The organism is Salmonella sp. 2018103, from assembly GCF_026247685.1.
GTDB lineage: Bacteria > Pseudomonadota > Gammaproteobacteria > Enterobacterales > Enterobacteriaceae > Salmonella > Salmonella enterica.
On the sequence record NZ_CP111029.1, the window covers coordinates 1,418,256 to 1,445,172 of the forward strand.

Annotated in this window: 25 protein-coding genes and 6 tRNA genes; 16 read left to right on the plus strand and 15 right to left on the minus strand. The window is 51.2% G+C overall.

What is annotated here, in order from left to right; translation table 11 throughout:
* Positions 1-219 carry a DUF3820 family protein gene (locus OLG56_RS06735; protein ID WP_001519708.1) on the plus strand — a complete coding sequence of 73 codons (219 nt, stop codon included), beginning with the start codon at positions 1-3 and terminating at the stop codon, positions 217-219.
* On the opposite strand, the gene OLG56_RS06740 is transcribed toward OLG56_RS06735, so the two are convergent.
* Entirely contained in the window at positions 216-1,214 is a 999-nt protein-coding gene (locus OLG56_RS06740) for a bile acid:sodium symporter family protein (RefSeq protein ID WP_000765570.1), read from the minus strand. The two genes, OLG56_RS06735 and OLG56_RS06740, sit on opposite strands and share 4 nt — an antisense overlap.
* Before the next feature lie 89 nt (positions 1,215-1,303).
* Here OLG56_RS06740 and OLG56_RS06745 point away from each other — a divergent pair, with 89 nt between their 5' ends.
* Complete coding sequence (locus tag OLG56_RS06745) at positions 1,304-2,230, plus strand: LysR family transcriptional regulator (RefSeq protein ID WP_001109835.1); 927 nt, start codon at positions 1,304-1,306, stop codon at positions 2,228-2,230.
* A 60-nt stretch (positions 2,231-2,290) separates the two neighbouring features.
* On the opposite strand, the gene OLG56_RS06750 is transcribed toward OLG56_RS06745, so the two are convergent.
* Positions 2,291-3,043, minus strand: a complete 753-nt coding sequence (locus OLG56_RS06750; RefSeq protein WP_031623385.1) for a nucleoside-specific channel-forming Tsx family protein — start codon at positions 3,041-3,043, stop codon at positions 2,291-2,293.
* A gap of 265 nt (positions 3,044-3,308) precedes the next feature.
* Between OLG56_RS06750 and xapA the strand changes: the two genes are divergently transcribed.
* From xapA to OLG56_RS06770, 4 genes are read left to right on the plus strand one after another with little or no spacing between them, the layout of a single operon-like run.
* A complete protein-coding gene (gene xapA, locus OLG56_RS06755) occupies positions 3,309-4,151 on the plus strand; it encodes a xanthosine phosphorylase (protein ID WP_207011578.1) in 843 nt (280 codons plus the stop codon).
* Positions 4,152-4,196: 45 nt separating this feature from the next.
* The gene (locus tag OLG56_RS06760) at positions 4,197-5,453 is read left to right on the plus strand and encodes a nucleoside permease (RefSeq protein WP_000513241.1); all 1,257 of its coding nucleotides are present in this window, start codon (positions 4,197-4,199) and stop codon (positions 5,451-5,453) included.
* Positions 5,454-5,511: 58 nt separating this feature from the next.
* On the plus strand, positions 5,512-5,670 hold the full coding sequence (locus OLG56_RS06765) for a XapX domain-containing protein (protein WP_000658727.1): 159 nt from the start codon (positions 5,512-5,514) through the stop codon (positions 5,668-5,670).
* 51 nt (positions 5,671-5,721) lie between these two features.
* Positions 5,722-6,606 carry a LysR family transcriptional regulator gene (locus tag OLG56_RS06770; protein WP_000438884.1) on the plus strand — a complete coding sequence of 295 codons (885 nt, stop codon included), beginning with the start codon at positions 5,722-5,724 and terminating at the stop codon, positions 6,604-6,606.
* Between the two features lie 140 nt (positions 6,607-6,746).
* On the opposite strand, the gene OLG56_RS06775 is transcribed toward OLG56_RS06770, so the two are convergent.
* From OLG56_RS06775 to OLG56_RS06790, 4 genes are all read right to left on the minus strand, one after another.
* A tRNA-Lys gene (locus OLG56_RS06775) sits at positions 6,747-6,822 on the minus strand.
* A gap of 4 nt (positions 6,823-6,826) precedes the next feature.
* Positions 6,827-6,902 (minus strand) — tRNA-Val (locus tag OLG56_RS06780).
* 41 nt (positions 6,903-6,943) lie between these two features.
* Positions 6,944-7,019, minus strand: a tRNA-Val gene (locus OLG56_RS06785).
* A gap of 45 nt (positions 7,020-7,064) precedes the next feature.
* Positions 7,065-7,140 (minus strand) — tRNA-Val (locus OLG56_RS06790).
* A 258-nt stretch (positions 7,141-7,398) separates the two neighbouring features.
* Between OLG56_RS06790 and gltX the strand changes: the two genes are divergently transcribed.
* Positions 7,399-8,814, plus strand: a complete 1,416-nt coding sequence (gltX, locus tag OLG56_RS06795; protein WP_000695623.1) for a glutamate--tRNA ligase — start codon at positions 7,399-7,401, stop codon at positions 8,812-8,814.
* A 53-nt stretch (positions 8,815-8,867) separates the two neighbouring features.
* On the opposite strand, the gene OLG56_RS06800 is transcribed toward gltX, so the two are convergent.
* Together OLG56_RS06800 and OLG56_RS06805 are read right to left on the minus strand one after the other, a co-directional pair.
* A complete protein-coding gene (locus OLG56_RS06800) occupies positions 8,868-9,260 on the minus strand; it encodes a MerR family transcriptional regulator (protein WP_000826514.1) in 393 nt (130 codons plus the stop codon).
* 1 nt (position 9,261) lies between these two features.
* Positions 9,262-9,624, minus strand: a complete 363-nt coding sequence (locus tag OLG56_RS06805) for a MerR family transcriptional regulator (protein WP_000472034.1) — start codon at positions 9,622-9,624, stop codon at positions 9,262-9,264.
* Between the two features lie 221 nt (positions 9,625-9,845).
* Between OLG56_RS06805 and OLG56_RS06810 the strand changes: the two genes are divergently transcribed.
* The 3 genes from OLG56_RS06810 to OLG56_RS06820 all read left to right on the plus strand — a co-directional run bounded on the left by OLG56_RS06810 (position 9,846) and on the right by OLG56_RS06820 (position 12,419).
* Positions 9,846-9,921 (plus strand) — tRNA-Ala (locus OLG56_RS06810).
* 42 nt (positions 9,922-9,963) lie between these two features.
* Positions 9,964-10,039, plus strand: a tRNA-Ala gene (locus OLG56_RS06815).
* A 190-nt stretch (positions 10,040-10,229) separates the two neighbouring features.
* Entirely contained in the window at positions 10,230-12,419 is a 2,190-nt protein-coding gene (locus tag OLG56_RS06820; protein ID WP_001112937.1) for an EAL domain-containing protein, read from the plus strand.
* Between the two features lie 52 nt (positions 12,420-12,471).
* On the opposite strand, the gene nupC is transcribed toward OLG56_RS06820, so the two are convergent.
* Positions 12,472-13,674 carry a nucleoside permease NupC gene (nupC, locus tag OLG56_RS06825; protein WP_000376343.1) on the minus strand — a complete coding sequence of 401 codons (1,203 nt, stop codon included), beginning with the start codon at positions 13,672-13,674 and terminating at the stop codon, positions 12,472-12,474.
* A gap of 272 nt (positions 13,675-13,946) precedes the next feature.
* Here nupC and OLG56_RS22280 point away from each other — a divergent pair, with 272 nt between their 5' ends.
* Positions 13,947-14,024 carry a hypothetical protein gene (locus OLG56_RS22280; protein ID WP_419146551.1) on the plus strand — a complete coding sequence of 26 codons (78 nt, stop codon included), beginning with the start codon at positions 13,947-13,949 and terminating at the stop codon, positions 14,022-14,024.
* The gene (locus tag OLG56_RS06830) at positions 14,017-15,258 is read left to right on the plus strand and encodes an Nramp family divalent metal transporter (protein WP_023214279.1); all 1,242 of its coding nucleotides are present in this window, start codon (positions 14,017-14,019) and stop codon (positions 15,256-15,258) included. The genes OLG56_RS22280 and OLG56_RS06830 overlap by 8 nt, the downstream gene beginning before the upstream one ends.
* A gap of 60 nt (positions 15,259-15,318) precedes the next feature.
* Here the strand turns inward: OLG56_RS06830 and ypeC are convergent, their stop codons facing one another.
* Entirely contained in the window at positions 15,319-15,645 is a 327-nt protein-coding gene (gene ypeC, locus OLG56_RS06835; protein WP_000490091.1) for a DUF2502 domain-containing protein YpeC, read from the minus strand.
* A 113-nt stretch (positions 15,646-15,758) separates the two neighbouring features.
* Positions 15,759-16,757: an L-glyceraldehyde 3-phosphate reductase gene (gene mgrA, locus OLG56_RS06840; RefSeq protein ID WP_000640283.1), complete on the minus strand. Its 999-nt coding sequence runs from the start codon at positions 16,755-16,757 to the stop codon at positions 15,759-15,761.
* 179 nt (positions 16,758-16,936) lie between these two features.
* Here mgrA and OLG56_RS06845 point away from each other — a divergent pair, with 179 nt between their 5' ends.
* Positions 16,937-18,589 (plus strand): alpha-keto acid decarboxylase family protein, encoded by a 1,653-nt coding sequence (locus tag OLG56_RS06845; protein ID WP_023231212.1) that lies wholly within the window; start codon positions 16,937-16,939, stop codon positions 18,587-18,589.
* A 19-nt stretch (positions 18,590-18,608) separates the two neighbouring features.
* On the opposite strand, the gene OLG56_RS06850 is transcribed toward OLG56_RS06845, so the two are convergent.
* The gene (locus tag OLG56_RS06850; RefSeq protein WP_000468932.1) at positions 18,609-19,844 is read right to left on the minus strand and encodes an ion channel protein; all 1,236 of its coding nucleotides are present in this window, start codon (positions 19,842-19,844) and stop codon (positions 18,609-18,611) included.
* A gap of 203 nt (positions 19,845-20,047) precedes the next feature.
* On the opposite strand from OLG56_RS06850, the gene glk reads away from it, so the two are divergent.
* Together glk and alaC are read left to right on the plus strand one after the other, a co-directional pair.
* Positions 20,048-21,013, plus strand: a complete 966-nt coding sequence (glk, locus tag OLG56_RS06855) for a glucokinase (RefSeq protein WP_000170372.1) — start codon at positions 20,048-20,050, stop codon at positions 21,011-21,013.
* Between the two features lie 722 nt (positions 21,014-21,735).
* Positions 21,736-22,974 carry an alanine transaminase gene (gene alaC, locus OLG56_RS06860; protein ID WP_000763118.1) on the plus strand — a complete coding sequence of 413 codons (1,239 nt, stop codon included), beginning with the start codon at positions 21,736-21,738 and terminating at the stop codon, positions 22,972-22,974.
* A gap of 49 nt (positions 22,975-23,023) precedes the next feature.
* Here the strand turns inward: alaC and ypdK are convergent, their stop codons facing one another.
* Both ypdK and lpxP read right to left on the minus strand, forming a co-directional pair.
* Positions 23,024-23,095, minus strand: a complete 72-nt coding sequence (gene ypdK, locus OLG56_RS06865; protein WP_010723117.1) for a membrane protein YpdK — start codon at positions 23,093-23,095, stop codon at positions 23,024-23,026.
* A gap of 402 nt (positions 23,096-23,497) precedes the next feature.
* A complete protein-coding gene (lpxP, locus tag OLG56_RS06870) occupies positions 23,498-24,418 on the minus strand; it encodes a kdo(2)-lipid IV(A) palmitoleoyltransferase (protein WP_061377297.1) in 921 nt (306 codons plus the stop codon).
* Positions 24,419-24,939: 521 nt separating this feature from the next.
* Between lpxP and OLG56_RS06875 the strand changes: the two genes are divergently transcribed.
* Positions 24,940-25,182: a YfdY family protein gene (locus tag OLG56_RS06875; protein WP_000639889.1), complete on the plus strand. Its 243-nt coding sequence runs from the start codon at positions 24,940-24,942 to the stop codon at positions 25,180-25,182.
* A 249-nt stretch (positions 25,183-25,431) separates the two neighbouring features.
* On the opposite strand, the gene pgtP is transcribed toward OLG56_RS06875, so the two are convergent.
* Positions 25,432-26,823, minus strand: coding sequence for a phosphoglycerate transporter PgtP (gene pgtP, locus OLG56_RS06880; RefSeq protein WP_000955747.1), 1,392 nt, complete (start codon positions 26,821-26,823; stop codon positions 25,432-25,434).
* Between the last annotated feature and the right edge of the window lie 94 nt (positions 26,824-26,917).

The window sequence follows — 26,917 nt, forward strand, 5'->3', positions numbered from 1 at the left end:
ATGGAAAAAGAGCAGCTGGTTGAAATCGCCAACACCGTGATGCCGTTCGGCAAATATCAGGGACGTCGATTGATCGACCTTCCGGAAGAGTATTTGCTGTGGTTTGCCCGTAAAGATCAATTTCCGGCGGGTAAACTGGGGGAGTTGATGCAAATCACGCTGCTGATTAAAACCGAGGGGCTGACGCAACTGGTACAGCCCCTGAAACGCCCGCTTTAAGCTTTCGCGGCGCGGCTTTCCTGCTGCGCCTGTAACATCTCGGTCTGGCGTTTGTAGCGCCGCGCCAGCCCTGCGCAGACCATCAGTTGGATCTGGTGGAAGATCATCAGCGGTAATACCATCATACCCAGCACTGACGTCGGAAAAAGAATATTGGCCATCGGGATCCCGTTGGCCAGGCTTTTTTTCGAACCGCAGAAAACAATAGTGATTTCGTCGGCTTTATTGAAGCCGCATTTACGGGCGACAAAGACGTTAATGGCGATGACGATCGCCAACAGTATGAGGCTGACCACGACGATAAACAGCAGCGATCCCCAGCCGACTTTGTGCCAGATGCCGTTGACCACCGCTTCGCTGAACGCCGAGTAGACCACCAGCAGAATAGAGGTCTGATCCGTTTTCGCGATCCACTTTTTGTTGCGCGCGACCCAGTTGCCGATCCACGGGCGAGACAGGTGTCCCAGCACAAAAGGCAGCAGCAGTTGCAGCATAATTTTGCCCACCTCTTCCAGACTGCCCTGCGCGCCATGAATATTCATTACCAGACCGACCAGCAGCGGCGACAGGAAAATGCCCAGCAGACTGGACGCAGACGCTGAGCACACCGCGGCCGCGACGTTACCGCCCGCGAGTGAAGTAAACGCAATCGCAGACTGCACGGTGGCGGGCAAAATACACAGATACAGAAAGCCGCTGTAGAGCATAGGGTCGACATTGACAGGCGCCCACCAGGCAAACAGTACGCCGAGGACAGGAAAGAGCACAAAAGTGCTGCACATGACCCACAGATGCAACCGCCAGTGGCTGCCGCCAGCGATGATCGCTTCACGCGAAAGCTTCGCGCCATGCATAAAAAACAGCAGAGCGATGGCCGCTGTCGTAATGCCTTCAACGACAGGCACAAAGCCACCTTCCGCCGGGAAAAAAGAGGCCAGCAGTACCACGGTGATAAGTGTCAGCGTGAAAGGGTCAAGGATACGAAAAAGTTTCATAAAAACTCCTGAAAGTCGGTGCAGCTATTTTGCGTTTTTCGCTTTGAGAAATAAAATTGATTTATTGCATCTATATATGAATCTAGTCGATGAATTATTCACTGCGTCAACTGCGTATTTTTATTACCGTCGCCCAGGCCAAAAGTTTTAGTCGGGCAGGGGACAGGATTGGACTGAGCCAGTCTGCGGTCAGTCATAGCGTAAAAGAGCTGGAGCGGCAAACCGGCGTCAGACTGCTGGATCGCACTACGCGTGAGGTGGTGCTGACCGAGGCGGGGCAACAACTGGCGACGCGTCTGGAGCGGGTGCTTGATGAACTGAACAGCATACTGCGCGATGCAGGCAGAGTAGGGACACAATTAACCGGCACCGTGCGCGTTGCCGCGAGCCAAACCATTTCTGCGCATCTTATTCCGCAATGCATTGCCCAAAGTAATTCACTTTATCCCGCTATTGATTTTGTATTGCACGATCGTCCGCAGCAGTGGGTACTGGAGAGCATCCGCCAGGGAGAAGTGGATTTTGGCATCGTTATTGATCCCGGCGCAGCGGTGGATTTACAGTGTGAAGCCATCTTATCAGAGCCTTTTTTACTGTTGTGTCGCCAGGATCATCCGCTGGCGCATCAGGAATGGGTAAGCTGGCAGGATCTTAAACAGGCGTCGCTGGTCTTACAGGATTACGCTTCCGGCAGTCGACCGCTGATTGATGCGGCGCTGGCCCACTTTTCGATTGATGCCAATATTGTTCAGGAGATTGGTCACCCGGCCACGCTTTTTCCAATGGTGGAAGCGGGAATCGGCATCAGCGTGCTGCCCGCGCTGGCGTTACCGCTCCCGCAGGGCAGCCACTTACAGGTTAAACGGCTGACGCCCGTAGTTGAAAGGCAGCTCATGCTGGCGCGGCGAAAAAACCGTTCTTTATCCACCGCGGCGCAGGCGTTATGGGATGTAGTACGCACCCAGGCCAGCGAATTAACCGCCGCGAGGGCGAAAGATCCGCTGTATCAGCTATAAATATCTATCTGTCCGTGCGTGAGGTGCGGTCTTGCCCTGCCATTTTGACAGGGCAGTGTATTAAAACAGGTATTTGATGGAATAAATAATGCCATCCTGCAGGAAGGATTCTCCTAACTTATTATCAGCGTAACGATATTGTACTCCTGCGGTCAGGTGAGGAGTCGCATTCCACCACAGCGCTACTGCGCCATTAATGCCATCTTTCCCGCCATTGCCCGCAGCGTAGGACGCATCGCGGTCAAACTCGTACTCATTCCAGTTCGTTACGCTGAATTTCTCACTACCCAACGAGAAGCTATAGCCGGCCACCCAACCTAATACATAACCATTATCGCCTGTGTAGTAGGTCTGATCGGTATAACGTTTGGCAAAGAAGGGTTTAAACCAGTAACCGTTACCTGTGAAGTTATAGCCTAAACCATAGAGAAACATGTCATCATGGAAATTAGCGCGATGAGGTGAACCGTACGTCCCGTAGGCATGGAGATAGAGGTTTAATCCTGTATCGCCTAGATAAATACGGTTGGTATTTTTAAAGGTGTAACGCTGTTCGCTGCCGGGTTTGGCGTGGCGGCCATTGTAAAAATTTTCCCAGTCGAAGAACCCGTACATTTCTCCCCAGCTAAAATTCGCTCCGCCTTCCAGTTCCAGGTACCCAAAATCATCTTTATGGGATTTTTTACTGGTTTTTTCCGTGGTGTCTGATGTCCAGTCGAGGTAATGGAGGCCGATATCGGCGAACCCGCCTTTAAATTCCGCATGGGTGAGTGCGGGAATAATGAGTAAAGAAGAAAGCGTCAGAGTAAGAATTTTTTTTCATAGCATATTTCCCTATGCCGATAATTATTAATGGGTTAATTAAAAAGAGGCAATTTATAAATATGAAAGCGGCATATTGTTAATATGAAGTGCAAGCAAAAACCAATACTGTTTTCCCACTGTATTAATACAGAAGCGATCTAAATCTATCGATATTAAATGGCTATTGATGACACGTGAAAAGTGTATTGGTCAGCAAGGGGCGATGGTCGTTATAAAAAGGAGTCAAATTAAATCCGATAGAACAAGGAAACTTATGCCTCACGCTCTTTTTTCTCATAATCCTGAGTATTGTGTTGATATTATTCATGCACATAAACCGGCATTTACCCCGCGAGTCGCGTTTATTTTAGGTTCCGGGTTGGGTGCTCTGGCGGATCAAATCGAAGATGCGGTAGCCATTTCTTACGAGAAATTGCCGGGATTTCCCGTCAGCACCGTACACGGCCATGCTGGTGAACTGGTGCTCGGCCATCTGGCGGGTGTTCCGGTGGCCTGTATGAAAGGCCGCGGGCATTTTTATGAAGGGCGTGGAATGGCGGTGATGACCGATGCCATTCGCACGTTGAAATTACTGGGCTGTGAAGTGTTGTTCTGCACCAATGCGGCAGGATCTCTGCGTCCGGAAGTGGGGCCGGGTAGCCTGGTTGCGCTTAGCGATCACATTAATACGATGCCCGGTACGCCGATGGTGGGGCCAAACGATGATCGTTATGGCGATCGCTTCTTCTCGCTGGCTAATGCTTATGACGCAGATTATCGCGCCATGCTTCAGTCCGTTGCGGCAGAGGAGGGATTCCCCCTTACTGAAGGCGTATTTGTTTCTTATCCGGGTCCGAACTTCGAAACGGCGGCAGAAATCCGCATGATGCAGATTATTGGCGGCGATGTGGTCGGAATGTCCGTTGTCCCTGAGGTGATTAGCGCACGTCATTGTGGTCTCAAAGTTGTTGCCGTCTCAGCGATCACCAATCTGGCGGAAGGGCTGGGCGATGTAAAACTCTCCCATGCGCAAACGCTGGCTGCGGCTGAACTTTCTCGGCAGAACTTTATAAATCTGATTTGCGGCTTTTTACGTAAGCTGGCCCAAACACAATGACTACGGCCCCGTATTGGGGCTTTATCTCACGGCAAGGAATAAAAAATGGGTATTACGTCCCGCTTAAAAGTCATGTCGTTCTTGCAATATTTTATCTGGGGGAGCTGGCTGGTTACCCTGGGCTCTTACATGATCAATACACTGGATTTTACCGGCGCGAATGTCGGTATGGTCTACAGCTCAAAAGGACTGGCAGCGATTATCATGCCGGGCATTATGGGGATCATTGCTGATAAATGGCTGCGCGCTGAACGAGCCTATATGCTTTGCCATCTGGTTTGCGCGGGGGCGTTATTGTACGCCACCACCGTTACCGATCCCCAGACGATGTTCTGGGTGATGTTGGTTAATGCGATGGCGTATATGCCAACGATTGCATTATCCAATAGCGTTTCGTACTCCTGTCTGGCGAAAGCAGGTCAGGATCCGGTAACGTCATTTCCGCCTGTGCGCGTTTTCGGCACAATAGGTTTTATTGTTGCGATGTGGACGGTGAGTCTGATGGGGCTGGAACTGAGCAGTGCGCAATTATACATCGCTTCTGGCGCATCGTTATTGCTGGCCCTGTATGCACTGACGTTACCGAAAATTCCGGTAGCCGAGAAGAAGGCGAACACCACGCTTGCCAGTAAGCTCGGACTGGATGCTTTTGTTCTGTTTAAAAATCCACGCATGGCAATCTTCTTTTTGTTTGCGATGATGTTGGGGGCGGTGCTGCAAATTACCAATGTCTTCGGTAATCCGTTCCTGCATGATTTTGCCCGTAATCCTGAGTTTGCCGATAGTTTTGTGGTGAAGTATCCCTCTATCTTGCTTTCAGTTTCGCAGATGGCGGAAGTGGGCTTTATCCTCACCATTCCGTTCTTCCTTAAACGCTTTGGTATTAAAACGGTAATGCTGATGAGCATGCTGGCATGGACGCTGCGTTTCGGCTTCTTTGCCTTTGGCGATCCATCCCCGTTTGGCTTTGTGCTATTGCTGCTGTCGATGATTGTTTATGGCTGCGCATTTGATTTCTTCAACATCTCAGGGTCGGTATTTGTAGAGCAGGAAGTGGACTCAAGTATTCGCGCCAGCGCGCAGGGGCTGTTTATGACCATGGTTAACGGCGTGGGGGCGTGGATTGGGTCTCTTTTAAGTGGTATGGCCGTGGATTATTTTTCTATTGATGGTGTAAAAGATTGGCAAACCATCTGGCTGGTCTTTGCCGCCTACGCTCTGGCATTGGCCGTTATTTTTGCATTGTTCTTTAAATATCAGCACCATCCAGAAAAACTGTCGACCAAATCATTAGCACATTAATTTTATTTGACTGGCGAGAGGATGTTCGCCAGTCCATTTTTATGAACAAGGACACAGCATGAAAGAAATTATTCTCTCCTCCGGTATTGGATTTGGTATTGGCGCATTTTTTACTTTATGCCGTATACCTATTCCTGCACCAAATGTTTTACCCGGGGTGTTATCTATTGTATTTATGTATATTGGGTATCTTGTCGTTAAATCTATTTTTTACTAGGTAATATGGTAAATTCCAGACGTTATCCCTTATTGCTGGAGTGCGATAGTGATGGAACGAGCCCATCGTATTGATCTAAAGCTATTACGTTATTTCCTCGCTGTTGCAGAAGAATTGCATTTTGGCCGGGCTGCTGCCCGGTTAAATATGTCACAACCTCCCTTGAGTATCCATATCAAAGAACTTGAACAGCAACTGGGTACATTGTTGTTTATTCGTCATTCCCGCAGCGTTGCATTAACCCATGCCGGGAAAGTTTTGATGGAAGAGTCACGTCGCTTGTTAGCCAATGCAAATCAGGCGCTGGCGCGAGTGGAGCAGATTGGTCGCGGTGAAGCGGGGCGCATTGAACTGGGTGTGGTTGGTACGGCGCTGTGGGGAAGAATGCGTCCTGCGATGCGTCACTTTTTGAAAGCAAACCCCAATGTTGAAGTACTTTTTCGCGAAAAGTCTCCAGGTATGCAAATGGCGTTGTTAGAGCGTCGGGAGCTTGATGCAGGGATCTGGCGTATGGCTATCGAACCGGCAGTCGGTTTTACCAGCATACGTTTGCATGAATCTGCATTCATGGTTGCAGTTCCGGAAGATCACGATCTGGCATCCAGGGATTCTGTGCCGCTGGCGGCGTTGCGCAATGAATATTTTGTCACGCTGCCTTCCGTGCATTCTGATTGGGGATTTTTACAACGTGTATGCCAACAGGCAGGCTTTTCGCCAATGATTATTCGGGAAGTGGTTGAGCCGCAAACGGTGTTGGCGATGATCAGTATGGGGATTGGGATTACGTTGATGGCTGATGGCTATGCGCAAATGAGCTGGCCGGGTGTGGTGTTCCGTCCGTTAGAGGAACGTATTCCGGCGGATTTGTATATTGTGTATGACCAGCAGCAGGCAACGCCAGCACTGGAGAAACTGGTGGCGGCTTTGACGGTATGATGTCTGTGCCGGATGGCGACTAACGTCTTATCCGGCCTACGCGGCGGTGTCGTCTGTAGGCCTGATAAGCGCAGCGCATCAGGCAAGACCCGAACATATCGCAGATAGCAAAAAAGCGCCTTTAGGGCGCTTTTTTACATTGGTGGGTCGTGCAGGATTCGAACCTGCGACCAATTGATTAAAAGTCAACTGCTCTACCAACTGAGCTAACGACCCGAAGTGGTGGGTGATGACGGGATCGAACCGCCGACCCCCTCCTTGTAAGGGAGGTGCTCTCCCAGCTGAGCTAATCACCCACTTCGGTACTTCACAATAAGAAATTTAGCTGGCGAGAAAGTGGTGGGTGATGACGGGATCGAACCGCCGACCCCCTCCTTGTAAGGGAGGTGCTCTCCCAGCTGAGCTAATCACCCACTTCTCAATTTCTTATCTACACGGCGGAGACTACATAAAGTAGTTGGTGGGTGATGACGGGATCGAACCGCCGACCCCCTCCTTGTAAGGGAGGTGCTCTCCCAGCTGAGCTAATCACCCCCGCTGTGTGGAGTCGCATTATAGGGAGAGTTGAAAATGAGTCAACGCATTTTCTAAAGTTTTTGTTTGTTCGTCGTAAAATTAAACAAAACGATCGTGAATTACCCCGCGCTGCATGATTTCTATACGGAAATAGCAAAGCGTAGCGTTCTGACCGGATCAACATTGAGGAATCAAGCCACAGTGATAGAATACAAGGCTATTCATCTTTCCAGGATTTGCCGGTTGTCGGCATCTTTATAAACGTAAGGCCATTTCATGAAAATCAAAACTCGCTTCGCGCCTAGCCCGACAGGTTATCTGCACGTCGGCGGCGCGCGTACTGCTCTTTATTCCTGGCTTTTCGCACGTCACCACGGCGGTGAGTTCGTGCTGCGTATTGAAGACACCGATCTTGAGCGTTCCACGCCGGAAGCCATTGAAGCCATCATGGATGGTATGAACTGGCTGAACCTGGAATGGGACGAAGGCCCATATTTCCAGACCAAACGTTTTGATCGCTATAACGCGGTGATTGACGAAATGCTGGAGGCGGGAACGGCCTATAAATGCTACTGCTCTAAAGAGCGTCTGGAGCAACTGCGTGAAGATCAGATGGCGAAAGGCGAGAAGCCGCGTTATGACGGGCGCTGCCGTCACAGTCACGAACATCATGCCGACGATGAGCCATGCGTGGTGCGCTTTGCCAACCCGCAGGACGGTTCCGTTATTTTTGATGATCAGATCCGTGGCCCGATCGAATTCAGCAATCAGGAACTGGACGATCTGATCATTCGTCGTACCGACGGTTCGCCGACCTACAACTTCTGTGTGGTGGTGGACGACTGGGATATGGAAATTACCCATGTGATTCGTGGCGAAGACCATATCAACAATACTCCGCGCCAGATTAACATTCTGAAAGCGTTAAACGCGCCGGTGCCGATGTACGCGCATGTGTCGATGATTAACGGCGACGACGGTAAAAAGCTGTCTAAACGTCACGGTGCGGTGAGCGTGATGCAGTATCGCGATGACGGTTATCTGCCGGAAGCGTTGCTGAACTATCTGGTGCGTCTGGGCTGGTCCAGCGGCGATCAGGAGATCTTCACCCGCGAAGAGATGATCAAGCTGTTCTCCCTCGGTGCGGTGAGCAAGTCTGCGAGCGCGTTCAACACCGATAAACTGCTGTGGCTGAACCACCACTATATCAATACGCTGGCGCCGGAATATGTGGCGACGCATTTGCAGTGGCATATCGAGCAGGAAAATATCGACACCCGTAACGGCCCGCAGCTTGCTGAACTGGTGAAGTTGCTGGGCGAGCGCTGCAAAACTCTGAAAGAGATGGCGCAGAGCTGCCGCTACTTCTATGAAGACTTCAGCGAGTTTGACGCCGATGCGGCGAAAAAACACCTCCGTCCGGTGGCGCGTCAGCCGCTGGAAGTGGTGCGCGACAAGCTGTCGGCGATTACGGACTGGTCAGCAGAAAACGTCCACCACGCGATTCAGGCCACGGCGGATGAGCTGGAAGTGGGGATGGGTAAAGTGGGGATGCCGCTGCGTGTGGCTGTGACCGGTGCCGGGCAGTCGCCTGCGCTGGATGTCACCGTACATGCGATTGGTAAAACCCGCAGCATTGAGCGCATCAACAAAGCGCTGGGCTTTATCGCCGAGCGTGAAAGTCAGCAGTAACGCCAGCTGAAACAGAATAAACGGCAGGGCAGACGCCTGCCGTTTATTATTTGTTAGTCCGCCTCATTGATACCTAAACGCGTCAGAAATCCGCGAATACCTTCCCGCGATAAAAACAGCGCCAGTTTTTCCTGTTCCTGAGCAGACATATTTTCAACGGCATCGATAATTTGTCGATAAGCGTGACTGTGCGCCGCGTTCGCATATTCTGCGAAAGCCTCTTCCGCCTGATAAAACGCAGGCAGTTTGCGAAAAGCCGGAATATTGAGAATAAACTCCCGCACGCTGGCATCAATATGGATGAGTCTTGCGCGTCCGCCTTTGACGCCGGGAAATTTTTCGGTTTTCCAGTGTTGTTCTCTGATCCAGCGATTGACGGTTTGTCTGGCCACGCCGAGGCATTCAGCCAGCTCTTCAGTGGTCATTTTACTGCGTAATCTTTTCATATTATTTGCTATCGCGTATCCCTAAGCGTTGTAACAAACCGGTAATCCCTTCACGCACGAGGAGAGAGGTAAACTGTTTCTGCTCGGATGAGGTCATCTCTTTGGCGAGCGTCATAAGCAGCGCTTCAAGCGATGCGTTGCTGGCAGGCGTGAATGTGTCTGCGTGATGGTCAACTGAACGTTCAGCGCTGCGGATATATTCACGAACCTGTTCGTTTACATGAACCAGACGGGCTTTACCGCCCTGGACGCCAGGTTTGGGCGATGTTGCCCAGCCTTCTTTCCGTACCCATTTATTGATGGTTTGTCGGCTGTAACCGGTGAGATTAGCGAGTTCTTCTGGCGTCATCCGTTCCTTGAACATAACGATTCCCTGAATAGTCGTGGGGTTAATTAGTGGTTCATTTTATAGCACCATTTTAGTCGAAACCGTGACGTGTTTAACTACTGAATGCGAGTTGTGCCGCAATGTCCTTTATTTGAATGCTTTTTCAGCGATTGAATTCGGCAAGTTCATTTTGCCGTTGACACATGCCGAGGGAATTCATATGATGCCGCCCGTCAACTCGACAAGCTTTACGTAGTGGGGCTATAGCTCAGCTGGGAGAGCGCTTGCATGGCATGCAAGAGGTCAGCGGTTCGATCCCGCTTAGCTCCACCAAATTTACTCCCGATAAATTTGGCGTATACGTAAAAGCACTATGGGGCTATAGCTCAGCTGGGAGAGCGCTTGCATGGCATGCAAGAGGTCAGCGGTTCGATCCCGCTTAGCTCCACCAATATTCAAACCCTCGCTGAAAAGCGGGGGTTTTTGCTTTTTGTCACAAAATTCATGGCGTCTGATCTGTTCTTCAGGTGCGTTTGTTTGCCGCTGCTTTTGCGGTCAATATGAGCTTTTGTTAGATTGCTTCATAATGCGAATATACTTATTATTCATGCGCCTTATATAATGATGTGAGCATTAAAGCAATGCCGGATAAGTGTAACGTATTAAAAAATATAAAAATATTTTTACTGGCTTTCTGCCTGACCGTTCCGGCTATTCTGCTATCTCGTCTCATTTCTCCCCGCGCCACAATTGATTCCAGCTATATCTTTCTGGCCTGGCTACCGCTCTGCGTCATGTTTTCCGTGCTGTTTTTATTTGGCCGCCGTGGCGTCGCGCCGATGGTAGGCGGAATGATGTTGACTAATGAATGGAATTTTCATTTACCTCTGCCACAGGCGATGGTGCTGCTATTTTGCCAGACGTTTCCCGTGTTGCTGGTTTGCGCTATCGTACGCTGGCAGCTGGGCGCGCGCTGGCGCTACGGAATACCCAACCAAGGCATCTGGCTACGCGTTTTCTGGTTAGGGTTAATGACGCCGTTTGGCATAAAAATCAGTATGCATCTGGCGGGGCACTACCTGGCTTTCCCGGTGACCATCTCTACCTTCTTTGGCACCGGCACCGCTATTTTCTCGATTGTTGATTTATTGAGTCTGATTTCTGCCGCGCTTATTTTTACCCTCTTTTTCTATTATCCGCTGCGGATGATAGTCAGCCCGCACTATATTCGTATTTTCTGGCGGAGGGATATCGCTCCTTATCTCGCCAAAGAAAAACGCCTGTTTACGCTTCTCTGGTTTGCCACTCTGGCGACGCTATTAGCGGTGCTGTGTACGCCTTTCGAGACAAAGTATATTGCTGGCTATCTGGTGCCAGTCCTGTTCATTGGATTTACCATCGGCGTGGGGAAAATCAGCTATCCGCTGTTGAATTTTAGTTGGGCTCTCACTGCGCTATTCCTGCTTAGCTATAACCGCAATTTTCTGCAGGGCGTGGGCTCAGAATATTCGCTGGCATTTATCCTTTCAGTTCTCATTTCTTTTAGTATTTGTTTGTTGTACATGGCGCGGATTAATCAGCGTAGCGAATGGTTGAATCGACAATGGCACTCGCAGGCGTTGACCGATCCGTTGACGCAGCTGCCTAACCTGCGTGCGCTGGAGCAGTTTCTTTTACAGGATACCGGGCAAAGCGTGTGTTATCTACGCATGGAAAACCTGGAATTTCTGAGCCGTCATTACGGTATGCAGATGCGCGTGCATTGCGAACGCGAGGTGTTTCGCGTGTTGCAGCCGCTGCTGCTGGAAAAGGAGAAAATTTTCCATCTGCCGGGCAGTGAATTATTGCTGGTACTGACGGGACCGGAGACGGAAGCCCGCCTGCAATATATGCTCAATGTGCTTAATAACCGCAAAATTTACTGGAACAATACCGGTCTGGACATGGAATATGGCGCATCGTGGGGAACATTCGATGGACGCCAGGAAACCTTGCAACCGCTGTTGGGGCAATTAAGCTGGCTGGCGGAGCAATCCTGTTCGCACCGTCGGGTGCTTGCACTGACCCAGAGTATTGAAGCCGCTTCCGGGCAGACGACGGAACGGGTGCTGCGGTTGCAGAAAATCCGTCAGGCGCTGGAGCGCGGCGCGCTGGTTTTGTATGCGCAACCCATTCGCGACGCGCAGGGAAAAGGGTATGACGAGATTCTGACGCGGCTTCGGTGCGACGACGGTATCATGATGCCGAATCAGTTCATTCCGCTTATCGCCCAGTTTAACCTGAGCGTACGGTTTGATATGCAGGTGATGGAAGCGCTCCTGCAATGGTTGTCCGCGCATCCTTCGGCGGAGCAGGGGGCGCGTTTCTCGGTTAATTTGATGCCGCTGACGCTGCTGCAAAAAGAGACGGCGTCGCGCATTATGCAGCTTTTTAAACGCTATGGCGTCCCGCCTGCTTCGGTCATCATCGAAATTACTGAAGAACAGGCCTTCTCTCATTCCGAAATCAGTATGCACAATATCAACCAGCTGCGTAAGTTTGGCCTAAAAATCGCCATTGATGATTTCGGTACCGGTTATGCAAACTATGAACGGCTAAAACGCCTCAAGGCGGACATCATTAAAATCGACGGTTGTTTCGTAAAAGATATTCTGACGGACTCCCTGGATGCGATGATCGTGAAATCCATCACTGATTTAGCGAAAGCGAAATCGTTGAGCGTCGTGGCTGAGTTTGTTGAAACGCCTGCGCAGCGCGATCTGCTATTGCAGCTTGGCGTACACAGTTTGCAGGGATATCTGATTGGCCGCCCGCGCCCGTTAGGTAAATAAGCGGCATAAAAAAACCGGGGATAGCTCCCCGGTTTCTACATTAAACGCAGACTTACAGTACCAGCGCCGCGATAGAGGCGGACAGTACGCTCACCAGCGTAGAACCGTACACCAGCTTCAGACCAAAACGGGAAACCACGTTGCCTTGCTCTTCGTTCAGGCCTTTAATCGCGCCCGCAATAATACCGATGGAAGAGAAGTTCGCGAAGGACACCAGGAAGACGGAGATAATGCCTTCAGCGCGTGGAGAGAGGGTAGAGGCGATTTTCTGCAGATCCATCATCGCCACGAATTCGTTGGAAACCAGTTTGGTCGCCATGATACTTCCTACCTGCAGCGCTTCACTGGACGGTACGCCCATTACCCATGCGACCGGGTAGAAGATGTAACCCAGAATGCCCTGGAAGGAGATGCTGTAACCGAACCAACCGGTAACCGTTGCGAACAGCGCGTTCAGCGCCGCGATCAGCGCGATGAAGCCGATCAGCATCGCCGCGACGATAATCGCCACTTTAAAACCTGCCAGAATGTACTCGCCCAGCATTTCGAAGAAACTTTGGCCTTCATGCAGGTTCGACATCTGAATATTTTCTTCGCTGGCATCAACGGTATAGGGGTTGATCAGCGACAGTACGATAAAGGTGCTGAACATGTTCAGAACCAGCGCTGCGACCACATATTTAGGGTCCAGCATGGTCATATACGCGCCCACAATAGACATGGAAACGGTCGACATCGCCGTTGCAGCCATGGTGTACATGCGGTTACGGGACATTTTGCCGAGGATATCTTTATAAGCGATAAAGTTCTCAGACTGGCCGAGGATCAGCGAGCTGACGGCGTTAAAAGATTCCAGTTTGCCCATACCGTTTACTTTGGACAGCAGGAAACCAATAGCGCGGATGACCACTGGCAGAACACGGATATGCTGAAGAATACCGATCAACGCGGAAATAAAGACGATCGGGCACAATACTTTCAGGAAGAAGAACGCCAAACCTTGATCGTTCATACTGCCGAAGACGAAGTTTGTCCCTTCGTTGGCAAATCCGAGCAGTTTTTCAAACATCTCGGAGAAACCTTTTACGAAGCCAAGGCCAACATCCGAATTCAGGAAGAACCAGGCCAGTAATACTTCGATAACAAGTAACTGAATGACGTAACGAATGCGAATTTTTTTACGGTCGCTGCTAACCAGCAGTGCGAGTACCGCAACAACGGCAAGCGCCAGGACAAAATGAAGGACGCGGTCCATATTTGCTCCAAATATGAGGCAGGTTTAATTTTCGTGCACATTCTATGCAACAGCCGTAAAGAAAACGAGATCCAACACACACTATAATAAGGACCTGTGACGAGATTCAAAATTAGTGATCTGTAATACACTTTTACTGTACTGAATATGAAAATGAAAAGTTATATCAGTGTGCTAATCTTGTAATGTTAAGCCAAACTGTTCTGATACAGGTCGCCATCGTATCGGTCTATCGTTTCACACTATCAAAGTAATCACCCGTACCCATTGAAATGCACTTGATAATCATTATCAATAAACATAGCATAAAACATAGCAAAGGCTATGTTTTTGAGGCAAAAGATGACTGACAATCGCGTAGAGAATAGCAGCGGACGGGCGGCGCGCAAGCTACGGCTCGCATTAATGGGACCTGCGTTCATTGCCGCGATTGGTTATATCGATCCTGGTAACTTCGCGACCAATATTCAGGCCGGCGCCAGCTTTGGCTACCAGCTACTCTGGGTGGTGGTCTGGGCGAACCTGATGGCGATGCTGATTCAAATCCTCTCGGCAAAACTCGGAATCGCCACGGGTAAGAACCTGGCGGAGCAAATTCGCGACCATTATCCGCGCCCGGTAGTCTGGTTTTACTGGGTACAGGCGGAAATCATCGCGATGGCCACCGATTTAGCTGAATTTATCGGCGCGGCAATAGGTTTTAAGCTGATCCTGGGCGTCTCTTTATTACAGGGCGCGGTATTGACCGGTATCGCGACGTTTCTGATTTTAATGTTACAACGCCGCGGTCAAAAACCGCTTGAAAAAGTCATCGGCGGTTTACTGCTTTTTGTCGCCGCTGCTTACATTGTGGAGCTGTTTTTCTCTCAGCCTGATATGGCGCAGCTCGGCAAAGGAATGGTTATCCCGGCGCTACCGAACCCGGAAGCCGTATTCTTAGCCGCCGGCGTGCTTGGCGCGACGATTATGCCGCACGTGATTTATCTGCACTCGTCATTAACACAGCATCTGCACGGCGGAACGCGGCAACAACGGTACTCAGCAACAAAATGGGATGTCGCTATTGCCATGACGATTGCCGGTTTTGTCAATCTGGCAATGATGGCGACCGCCGCGGCGGCGTTTCATTTTAGCGGCCACACTGGCATCGCCGACCTCGATCAGGCATACCTGACGCTGGAACCGTTACTAAGCCATGCGGCGGCAACGGTGTTTGGTCTTAGTCTGGTAGCGGCAGGGCTTTCCTCCACCGTGGTAGGGACTCTGGCGGGGCAGGTGGTGATGCAAGGGTTTGTCCGTTTTCACATTCCGCTGTGGGTACGGCGCACCATTACCATGCTGCCCTCATTTATTGTGATTTTGATGGGGCTGGACCCTACCCGAATTCTGGTGATGAGCCAGGTGCTGCTGAGTTTTGGTATTGCGCTGGCGCTGGTGCCGCTCCTGATTTTCACCAGTAACGCTACGCTAATGGGCGAGCTGGTGAACATCCGGCGGGTAAAACAGATTGGCTGGATAATTGTCGTGCTGGTCGTCGCCCTGAATATCTGGTTGCTGGTTGGAACGGTAATGGGATTGTCATAAAGACAGAAAGATAGCAGGCCCGATGCGTGGGCGTCATCGGGCTGTTATTCAGCAGGAGGCTTAGTGATGATGTTTGTGACCCCGGCCTCGCCCGCGATGATCGTCGCGATCGCGCCAGCCTTCCCGATAACCGCGTTCATACGCTTTACGCTTATCCCAGCCGCGATGATAGCCGTTGTCATGGCGCCACCAGCGATTTTTACGCCATTCATAATGGTTGTGCCAGTAATCACGGTCGCGCCAGCGACCACCGTCCCAGTAGTTACCGTAATCATCGCGATCGCCAATCTGTAATTTTATTGAGGGCAACAGGGTGATTTCGCCCGCATTCGCGGCAAGCGGTGTAAAAGCCAGCAAGGCTGCCGCCAGAATCAGTGACCTGAACATACTTTCTCTCCTTCACGATCGAGCCGTCGCCGGCCTGTTAATGCAATATTACAAAGCAGTAAAGATTTGTTTCATCGCCTTAACTCTTAAATCATGAAGGAGAGCATTTTTTGCTAAAACCGGCCCTCCAGAATAGCGTCAATTTCTGCACATTCCGCCGCTGAAAAACGGCGATTGGCCAGCATTCCCACGGCGTCTTCGATTTGCGACGGTTTGCTGGCGCCAATCAGTACCGAGGTAACGTTATCGTTACGCAGCACCCAGGCGAGCGCCATCTGAGACAATTTTTGACCCCGTCGCGCAGCCAGTTCATTCAACTGGCGAACTTTTTCCAGTTTGTCGGCGGTAATCTGTTCTGGTTTAAGGAAACGGCTTCCGCTCGCCGCGCGGGAATCTTCCGGAATGCCATTCAGATAACGGTCAGTGAGCTGCCCGCCCGCCAGCGGCGAGAAGGCAATACTACCGACGCCTTTTTCCTGCAACAGCGCCAGCAGCCCGTCCTCTACCCAACGCTCAAAAAGCGAATATTTAGGCTGATGAATCAGGCAAGGCGTGCCGAGATCCTCCAGAATATCGATAGCTTGTCTGGCCAGATCGGCAGGATAGTTAGAGATCCCCACGTACAACGCTTTGCCCTGGCGCACAAGGTGATCTAACGCTTTCATCGTCTCTTTAAGCGGCGTTTCGGGATCGGGACGATGGTGATAAAAGATATCGACATACTCCAGCCCCATACGTTTCAGGCTTTGATCGAGGCTGGCGATAAGGTATTTCCGTGAACCCCAGTCGCCATAAGGGCCATCCCACATGGTGTAGCCCGCTTTGGTGGAGATGATCAATTCATCACGCCACGGTAAAAAATCTTCCTGCAGAATGCGGCCAAAATTGCATTCTGCGGAGCCCGGCGGCGGCCCATAATTATTGGCGAGATCAAAGTGGGTAATGCCCAGATCGAACGCGCGTTGCAGCAGCGCCCGGCTATTTTCTACCCGTGTCGCATCGCCGAAGTTGTGCCATAACCCCAGCGAAATGGCGGGAAGTTTGACGCCGCTGCGCCCGCAGCGACGATACTCCATTGTGTGATAACGATTTTCATCGGGCTGATAAATCATGACCTTTCCCCCTGTGGCGTGAATAAATAGTGTATACGGTTACACTAGCCAGGCGGTATCCGGATTTTACTGTTCGCCGCTGTAAACATTGTTTTCCAGGCTTTCATTCCCACCGTGCTGGACAGCCATCGCCATTCCTTAATACTCAACATAATGTCAACGTCAGAAGGAAAGCTGTCATGCAAAACCCCTATACCGTGGCCGACTATTTGCTGGACAGACTGGCAGGATGCGGCATTGGCCATCTTTTTGGCGTACCGGGCGATTATAACTTGCAGTTTCTTGACCATGTGATTGACCACCCGACCTTGCGTTGGGTGGGATGCGCCAATGAGCTGAACGCCGCTTATGCCGCGGACGGTTATGCGCGCATGTCGGGCGCTGGAGCGCTACTCACCACCTTTGGCGTGGGAGAACTTAGCGCTATTAACGGTATCGCGGGCAGTTACGCGGAATATGTCCCGGTCTTGCATATCGTCGGCGCGCCCTGTAGCGCTGCGCAGCAGCGTGGCGAATTGATGCACCATACCCTCGGTGACGGCGATTTTCGTCATTTTTATCGCATGAGTCAGGCGATATCTGTTGCCAGCGCAATATTGGATGAACAGAACGCCTGTTTCGAGATTGACCGTGTATTGGGTGAAATGCTTGCCGCACGCAGGCCAGGATACATCATGTTGCCCGCCGACGTGGCGAAAAAAACGGCCATCCCGCCTACGCAGGCGCTGACGTTGCCCGCATATGAAACGCAAAGCGGCGTGGAGACGGCTTTTCGTTACCACGCCCGTCAGTGCCTGATGAACAGTCGGCGCATTGCGCTATTGGCCGACTTTCTTGCCGGGCGTTTTGGTCTACGACCACTGTTGCAGCGCTGGATGGCGGAAACGCCCATCGCTCATGCGACACTACTGATGGGGAAGGGGCTTTTTGATGAACAGCACCCGAACTTCGTTGGCACCTATAGCGCTGGCGCCAGCAGCAAAGAAGTGCGTCAGGCCATAGAGGACGCCGATAGGGTTATCTGCGTCGGCACCCGTTTTGTCGATACCCTTACGGCCGGATTTACCCAACAATTGCCGGCGGAACGCACGCTGGAGATTCAGCCTTACGCGTCGCGCATCGGCGAAACCTGGTTCAACCTCCCGATGGCGCAGGCGGTGTCTACGCTGCGCGAACTGTGCCTTGAATGCGCTTTTGCGCCGCCGCCGACGCGTTCCGCCGGACAGCCAGTGCGGATTGATAAGGGAGAACTGACCCAGGAAAGTTTCTGGCAAACTTTACAGCAGTATCTCAAACCCGGCGATATTATCCTTGTCGACCAGGGGACCGCCGCTTTTGGCGCTGCCGCGCTGTCGCTTCCTGACGGCGCGGAGGTTGTGGTACAGCCGCTGTGGGGATCTATCGGCTATTCCTTGCCCGCCGCGTTTGGCGCGCAAACCGCCTGCCCCGATCGGCGGGTGATTCTGATTATCGGCGATGGCGCGGCGCAGCTCACGATTCAGGAGATGGGCTCGATGTTACGCGACGGGCAGGCGCCGGTCATCCTGCTGCTCAACAATGACGGCTATACCGTAGAGCGCGCCATTCACGGCGCGGCCCAGCGGTATAACGACATCGCGAGCTGGAACTGGACGCAGATACCACCGGCGCTAAACGCGGCGCAACAGGCGGAGTGCTGGCGGGTGACGCAGGCTATCCAACTGGCGGAGGTCCTCGAACGGCTGGCGCGCCCACAACGTCTGTCATTTATTGAAGTGATGTTGCCAAAAGCCGATCTGCCGGAATTACTGCGTACCGTGACCCGGGCGCTGGAAGCCCGCAACGGGGGATAATGGCCCCCGCTGCGCCGGATTAGGGTTCGTGACGGTTGGCGGCCAGCAACGGTTTTCCCGCCAGCAATAGCCAGGCGGGGAGCATCACAATGCAGAGCAGCGGCAGCAGATTGGTATCCGGTACGACAACTGCCGCCATAAACAGACTGAGCCAGCCGTCACGCGTCACTACCAGCACTAAGCCAAGAATCGCGCAGGAGACGGTAATCGCCGCGGGTACGGCCTCAACATGGGCATGGAGCATGAGCCCCAGCGCCGCGCCGATAAACACAGCCGGAAAAATGCGCCCGCCGCGAAAGCCGCTCGCCGCCGCGATGACCAGCGCGGCGAGTTTGACGACGGCTAAGGTAAAATAATCTCCCGCGCCCAACGTCTGGCTAAACGCCATTTGTTGCATTTCGTCCAGTCCTTTAAACAGGGTAAGCGGCCCGCCAATGACGCCCAGAATACCCAGTATAAAACCGCCAATGCCGAGAATCAGGACCGGATTTTTCAGGCGGTGCAGCAACTCATGCAGACGCGGAAGGCACCAGACGGCGACCATCCCGGCGGCAATGGCGATCGCCGCGACGATCGCTCCGCTGGCAATGTCCACCAGCCGCATCTGCGTGTAATGGGCGATGGGTAACGAAAAATGCGGATGAAAGAACAGGCTGGTGGTGAGTGACCCCGCCGCTGCCGCCATTAACGGCGCAAACAGGCGATCCCACATGGGAATATCGTTAGAGCCGCTAAGGGTTTGCGAAAAAATCAGCGCTGCGGCGACGGGCGTGCCGAATAGCGCGCCGATGGTGCCCGCTGAGGCCAGAATCGTCCAGTCTAACGCCGTGATACGCGGAAACAGGCGGGAACCGAAAGCCGCCGCCAGCGCGATATTTATTGTCATTATCGGATGCTCTGGCCCCAAACTTACCCCACCAGCAAGGCCGATGATTAAGGCGAGAAGCAGCCCGGGCAGCGCAGATGGCGAGACCGGCATACTGATTAACGGTTCGATGGCCGGATCGGGGCCAGCGTGTCCGGGACTGTAACGGATAATCAAACCCACCACGATCCCAGTTAGCGTGAGCATACCCACTATCCAGAACGGCGAATCATAAGCGATTCCGATGCTGGCGGGCAGTCGTTGCCAAAGAAATTGCTGAAAAACCGACGCGACTTTCATCGAGGCGATTAAAACCAGGCTTGACGCTACGCCAATAATCAGTGCGGGGAGCGACAGCAGCAGCATCGTTCGGGCACGCGGGTGGAACATAATCTCTTCCTTACACGGGGTCGTATACCTATTTTGCACAGCCTGCCCGACGGCATTGCTGCAATTGGTGCTGAAACAAGAAAGTAATTCTGTGATGAAGATCTATATTTATAGGCAGTCAGCCTGATGGCCGTTGTTGTTATGCCCCCATGAATTTACAGTGTGACAAAGACTTATTTTGACTTTAGCGGAGCAGTAGAAGAATGACAAAGTATGCTTTAGTAGGAGATGTAGGCGGCACGAATGCGCGTCTTGCCCTGTGTGATATCGCCAGTGGAGAAATCTCGCAGGCCAAAACGTATTCCGGCCTGGATTATCCCAGTCTTGAGGCCGTGGTGCGCGTTTATCTCGATGAGCATAGCGTCAACGTGGAAGATGGTTGTATCGCCATAGCCTGCCCGATTACCGGTGACTGGGTAGCGATGACTAACCATACCTGGGCTTTTTCTATTGCGGAAATGAAAAAAAATCTCGGCTTTAGCCATCTGGAAATCATCAACGATTTCACCGCCGTGTCGATGGCGATCCCGATGCTGAAAAAAGAGCATTTAATTCAGTTCGGCGGCGGCGAACCGGTAGACGGCAAACCTATTGCGGTGTATGGCGCGGGAACCGGCTTGGGCGTGGCGCATCTGGTGCATGTGGATAAGCGTTGGATTAGCCTTCCGGGCGAAGGCGGGCATGTCGATTTTGCGCCTAATAGCGAAGAAGAAGCTATGATTCTGGAAATATTGCGCGCCGAAATTGGCCATGTTTCCGCCGAGCGCGTGCTGTCTGGCCCGGGGCTGGTGAATCTTTACCGGGCGATTGTTAAGTCCGACAACCGTCTGCCGGAAAATCTGCGCCCGAAAGATATTACCGAACGCGCCCTGGCGGATAGCTGTATCGATTGTCGCCGCGCGTTGTCGCTCTTTTGCGTCATAATGGGGCGATTTGGCGGCGACCTGGCGTTAACCATGGGGACATTTGGCGGCGTTTATATCGCTGGCGGTATTGTCCCGCGCTTCCTGGAATTTTTTAAAGCGTCCGGCTTCCGTGGTGGCTTTGAAGATAAAGGCCGCTTTAAAGATTATGTACACGGTATTCCGGTCTATCTGATTGTCCATGATAACCCTGGCTTGTTAGGTTCCGGCGCGCATCTGCGCCAGACATTAGGTCATATTCTATAAGCCAGATGGTGGCATAAACGCCTTATCCGGCCTACAAAAGTGTGTCATCTGTAGGCCTGATAAGCGCAGCGTCATCAGGCAATTAATCATTCTCTTGCCAGTCTCAAACCGCGTGCCTCACGCGGTTTTTTTCATTGCCGTTCCTGTGCATGAATACTTCAACTGACTGAATTATTTCACTTTACTCTTGCTGAGCGAAAGGTCAAACACCAGCGCGTTGAGTCATCACGTCATGGCGGTTAGTCAGGCGAAAACAGGGATTTATTTTATTATACGTATCCGGTTCGCTGCCTTATTTACGGTTTTATCGCGGCATCTTGCCGGAAAGGATCTTTATTTTCGGGGAAATGTCCCTGAAAAATACCGCAATATGACATGATTGAATACCATTATCGTTAGTAAGGGTTTTGATTAAAGAGGAAAAACCACAAAATCAAAAGGGGATTATTTGAGATAAGGTTTATTGACAGGAAATTATCGTCGGCTGTACCGCGTTAGGTAAATTCAAAGATATCAATTTGTTAACAATATGGTTTGTTTGATGCTATAACTGACACGCTTAAAAAGTAAATTTTTACGCTTGTTCCTCTTTTTTCGTCGCTAAAAAATATTTTCATTAGCCTCTCGACAGGAAGAAAATTTTCAGGCTATTTTCTAAAGGAGCCACCATCGTGGCAGCGTCGCTCGGACGGTCCGGGCGCTAACGTTAATCTGAGGATATTATGGCTGACTTCCGCCCTGAACGTCGCTTTACGCGTATCGATCGCCTTCCGCCCTATGTTTTTAACATCACCGCTGAACTCAAAATGGCTGCGCGTCGGCGCGGCGAAGATATTATTGATTTCAGTATGGGTAATCCTGATGGCGCAACCCCTCCCCACATTGTCGAAAAACTTTGCACCGTCGCGCAGCGTCCGGATACGCACGGTTATTCCACGTCTCGCGGCATACCGCGTTTACGCCGCGCGATTTCTCACTGGTATCAGGAACGTTATGATGTCGATATCGATCCGGAAACCGAAGCGATTGTGACCATCGGTTCCAAAGAGGGACTGGCGCATTTAATGCTGGCGACGCTGGATCATGGTGATACGGTACTGGTGCCGAACCCCAGTTACCCGATTCATATCTATGGCGCCGTTATCGCCGGGGCGCAGGTGCGTTCGGTTCCATTGGTAGAGGGGGTGGATTTCTTCAACGAGCTGGAGCGCGCTATTCGCGAAAGTTATCCGAAACCGAAAATGATGATTTTGGGTTTTCCGTCTAACCCTACGGCCCAGTGCGTCGAACTGGAATTTTTTGAAAAAGTGGTCGCTCTGGCTAAACGTTATGATGTGCTGGTAGTGCACGATCTGGCGTATGCCGATATCGTGTACGACGGCTGGAAAGCGCCATCCATTATGCAGGTGCCTGGCGCGCGCGACGTGGCGGTCGAATTTTTCACGCTGTCGAAAAGCTATAATATGGCGGGCTGGCGTATTGGGTTTATGGTGGGCAATAAAACCCTGGTCAGCGCGCTGGCGCGCATTAAAAGTTATCACGATTATGGCACCTTTACCCCGCTTCAGGTGGCGGCTATCGCCGCTCTGGAAGGCGATCAGCAGTGCGTGCGCGATATCGCCGAGCAGTATAAACGTCGTCGCGATGTGCTGGTGAAGGGGCTGCATGAGGCGGGCTGGATGGTTGAAATGCCGAAAGCCTCAATGTACGTCTGGGCGAAAATCCCGGAGCAATATGCGGCGATGGGATCGCTTGAGTTTGCCAAGAAGCTGCTGAATGAGGCGAAGGTTTGCGTTTCTCCAGGGATAGGCTTTGGTGACTATGGCGACACCCATGTACGCTTTGCATTAATAGAGAATCGCGACCGCATTCGCCAGGCCGTCAGAGGGATTAAAGCGATGTTCCGCGCTGATGGCGTGCTGCCGTCACATCCAAAACCCGTTGAAGCGAGCACGGAGTAGAAAAGCAAACAGGAGCCCCATGGCTCCTGTTTTTCTTTGCATTGTACTTTTAAATCATCAGGGCGAAAGTACCGGCCCAAACGATGACCATAAATGAAATGCCCATAAAGAAATATTTCACGTTTCATCTCTCCGCGTACCTGTCGTACGCCTAAATGAACTTACACTTACCTGATTATAGAGAGTTGATGCCGGACAATACGAAATTGAGAATTATTCGTGTTTCGACCGCCTGCATCACCTCAGAATTCTGCGCGTTATCGCTCCAGACGGCGCTAATGTACGCCTAAAAATGAGGTGAAACAAGAGGCATTTTCTTATTTACTTTTAGTAACTTACAAGTGTCGGGAATCGGCGACAGTTTAATTTCTGACAGTGATGAATCGCTATTGAGCGACGCCGCCGACACAGTAAAAAATCGCCTGTAAACAGGAGACTTATCGCTAAAAGCAGGAATGAGTAATTTACGATATGAATATTATGGCAATGCGGAATGACAAAATAAAAGGCCTTGCGGCCTTTTTCAGATGTAGAGTGACGCTTCTCCCAACGGGCGAGTCTTGAAACGGCGATGAATCCAGAGATATTGCTCCGGGGCGCGCATGATCTCTTTCTCAATAATTTTATTCATATAGGCAGCGGCTTGATTTTCATCTGCCGGGTAACCTTCCATTTCAGGGGTAATATACAGACGATAACCCGAGTTATCGGATTTCCTTACCATTGTAACGGTCAACATGGCGGCGCCGGACAGCCTGGACAGTACATAGGTGCCGTTGGTGGTGGCGACGTTTTCAACCGCGAAAAATGGCGCAAAGGAGCTACCTTTAGGGCCGTAGTCCTGGTCGGGAGCAAACCAAACGGCTTCCCCTTTTTTTAGCGCGCCCACAATGCCGCGCAGATTGTTTCTGCCGATCATCGCTTTATTTGAGCGCATACGACCGCGCGTCTGCACCCACTCCATGAGCGGATTGTTATGCGGACGATAGGTCGCCATCATCGGCTGGCAGAGACCCATTACCCGGCCTCCCAATTCCAGCGACATAAAATGCACGCCAACGACCATTACGCCGCGATTTTGCGCCTGCGCACGGGTAAGGTTCTCCAGCCCGTCCACATCAAACCATTTGCGAACCCGGCTATCAGGCCAGAACCAGGCCATGCCCGTTTCAAGCAGCGCCATGCCAAGAGAGTGGAAATTCTCGGCGATCAGTTTTTCCCTTTCTTCCCGGGAGAGGGTCGGAAAACAGAGTTCAATATTTTTCTGGGCGATCGACTCACGTCGCTTCAGGAAGGGGCGCGCCAGTTTACCGGTGCGGGTGCCCAGAAAACGCAAAACCGGGTAGGGAAGCTGCACCAGTAACCAGAGGACGCCAACGCCAAACCACGTCAGCCAGTAGCGCGGGTGCAAAAACGCGCGTGAAAATTTGCTTTGAGGAAACATAAAATACCTTCTGTAGATACGAAAATAATGTATCGCAGAAGAGTCATTATCCGCAGCGGTACACTCTGAAATACGCATCATCCTTCAAGTTGCGTTCGCTTATCCGAAGCACTTACTTGAGTAAGCCCATCAGGGTAACTTGAATGATTTGCGTATAGTTAGGCCATCATGTACGACAATGGTTCCCGTAAGGAGTGTAAAACTAAGTCAGTACTAAACCACGAGGGCATGAACGCCAGGCAGGCTAATGTACCACCAGTTATTTACTCGCGCCCAGAAATTCTTTATCAAGAAGCGTAAATATTTCTTCCGTAGCAAAAATAAGCTAATCATTATTTTTAATGCATTGTTTTTACAGTAATAATTTTATTTCAGACGAAGGTTATTGAAAAATGATTAGAAAAATAAAATGTGAGATAAATGTTATGGAAATGACGTGCTGATAAGGTTTATCTTAAAGGAGAAGTGAGAGGGACTGTAAGGCTATATGGAAGCCTTGCCATAGACAGGAGGTATTATAGATGATCTATTTATGGACATTTCTTGCAATAAGTATACTTGCCGTGAGTGGCTATATCGGTCAGGTGATGGGGGCTTTTTCTGCGGTTTCTTCTTTTACGGGAATGGTTATCCTTGCCGCGCTGATTTATTTACTCAATGTATGGCTGCAGGATGGCGATGACATCGTTAGCGGATTATTGCTTTTTCTCGCACCGGCATGTGGGTTAATTATTCGCTTTATGGTGGGATACGGTAAGCGTTAGTCAGTAGATACCCTTCATACTTCAAGTTGCTTATGTGTTGGCTACGGATTACTCGACCCATCCATGGGCCTCGCCCTGACGGGCCGTCGCACGCGACGTTCAAATCTGCTCCCGGCAGATTTGTCGCTCACCCCAGTCACATCGTTATCTATGCTCCTGGGGACTCACTCCCTTGCCGCCTTTAAGCAACTCGAATTATTTTGGGTATATACGATGTCGGCGCTTCTGTTCCCCGGGAAGGCTAATCGTTTATTGCGCGTCCGCAAGCTGCAGCGAGTCCTGATTATGTAACGCATTCTGGCGCTGACGTTCCAGTTCCAGCGCGCCGCGATGGGAGAGGTAACAGAATAGAATGCAGCATACGATACCGCCCATCAGAAGATAAAATCCGCCGTACCAGCCCAGTTTATCCACCATGACGCCAAACAGGCTGGTGCCCAACGAGGCGCCGAAAATATAGCTCATGAACCCACGTAATCCGACGGCGGAACCTACGGCAAAGCTGGGGACTATCTCCATTGTCTGTACGGACGCGAGGAATTGCGGGACGTAAATCAGACAACCTACAATGGCGGCGAAAATCGTTACCATCAGCAAAGATTCACTTTTCCAGTATCCGATCAGACAGACAAAAATCAGCGCCATGCAAATCATGGCTAACGGCATTCTGCGGCCCTTAAACAGTTTATCTGACAGCCAGCCTGCCAGTAGCGTGGAAGGAATCGCCGCCCACTCGAAAAAGAGAAACGCGACGCTCATCTGTTCTTTTGAAAAGTGTTTTACTGTCAACAGATAGATAGGCAACCAGCTAATCATGCCAAACCGCACCATATAGACGAAGACATCGACCAGCGAAATATACCAGGCATTTTTATTGCGCAGCACATAAGTACAGAAGATTTGCCATGCGCTCATATTTTCCGGCGCTTTTGCCGTATTCTTCGTTTTCAGTACGACTTTTTCTTCCGGCATCATCTGTTCCAGGGAGGGAAGACCTTCTTCGCGCGGCGAACCTTTTCCCAATACCAGAACAATTAAGGCAAAAATGACGGCGACGCAGGCCGGAACGATATAACTGGCGCTTTGCCAGTGTTCGCTGCCCAATATCGCAAAAGCCGCACCGACGATAGGCGCGACGATCCCGCCGCCAACGTTATGCGAGATATTCCAGAAGGCGCCTACGCGTCCGCGCTCCCGACGAGGGAACCAGTTTGCAATAGTAATAAACGAGGGGCCGACGCCCATGCCCTGAAAAAGGCCATTGAAGACCACCAGAGCGGCAAATATCCAGAATGCGCTACTGAATCCCAGCCCAACGTTAACAATCGCGCAGAGTACCAGACCGCACGCCATGAAGACTTTTGGACTGGCTTTATCCGCCAGACTGCTCATTACGCCTTTACTGATTCCGTAAGCAATAAGCATACAGCTACTCAGCAGGCCGATTTGCGTAGCGCTGAGATCCAATTGCTCTTTTAAATAAGGCGTCGATAATGTGAAGTTGTTTCTGACTATATAGTAAGCGAGATATCCCAGAAATACGCTTAACAATGCCTGTATACGATATCGACCATACGTAGCCTGGACTTTTTCCGGTGGGACTTTATGCGCCGATTGCCCTGTTTTTAATATTGTTAACATGGAGTCACCTGTATTTTATAGTGAGATGAACATCAGGAGGTTTTGTCGGTAGAGTGAAAGGAGTGACAATAAAATTCAAGTCGAAGAAATGTGT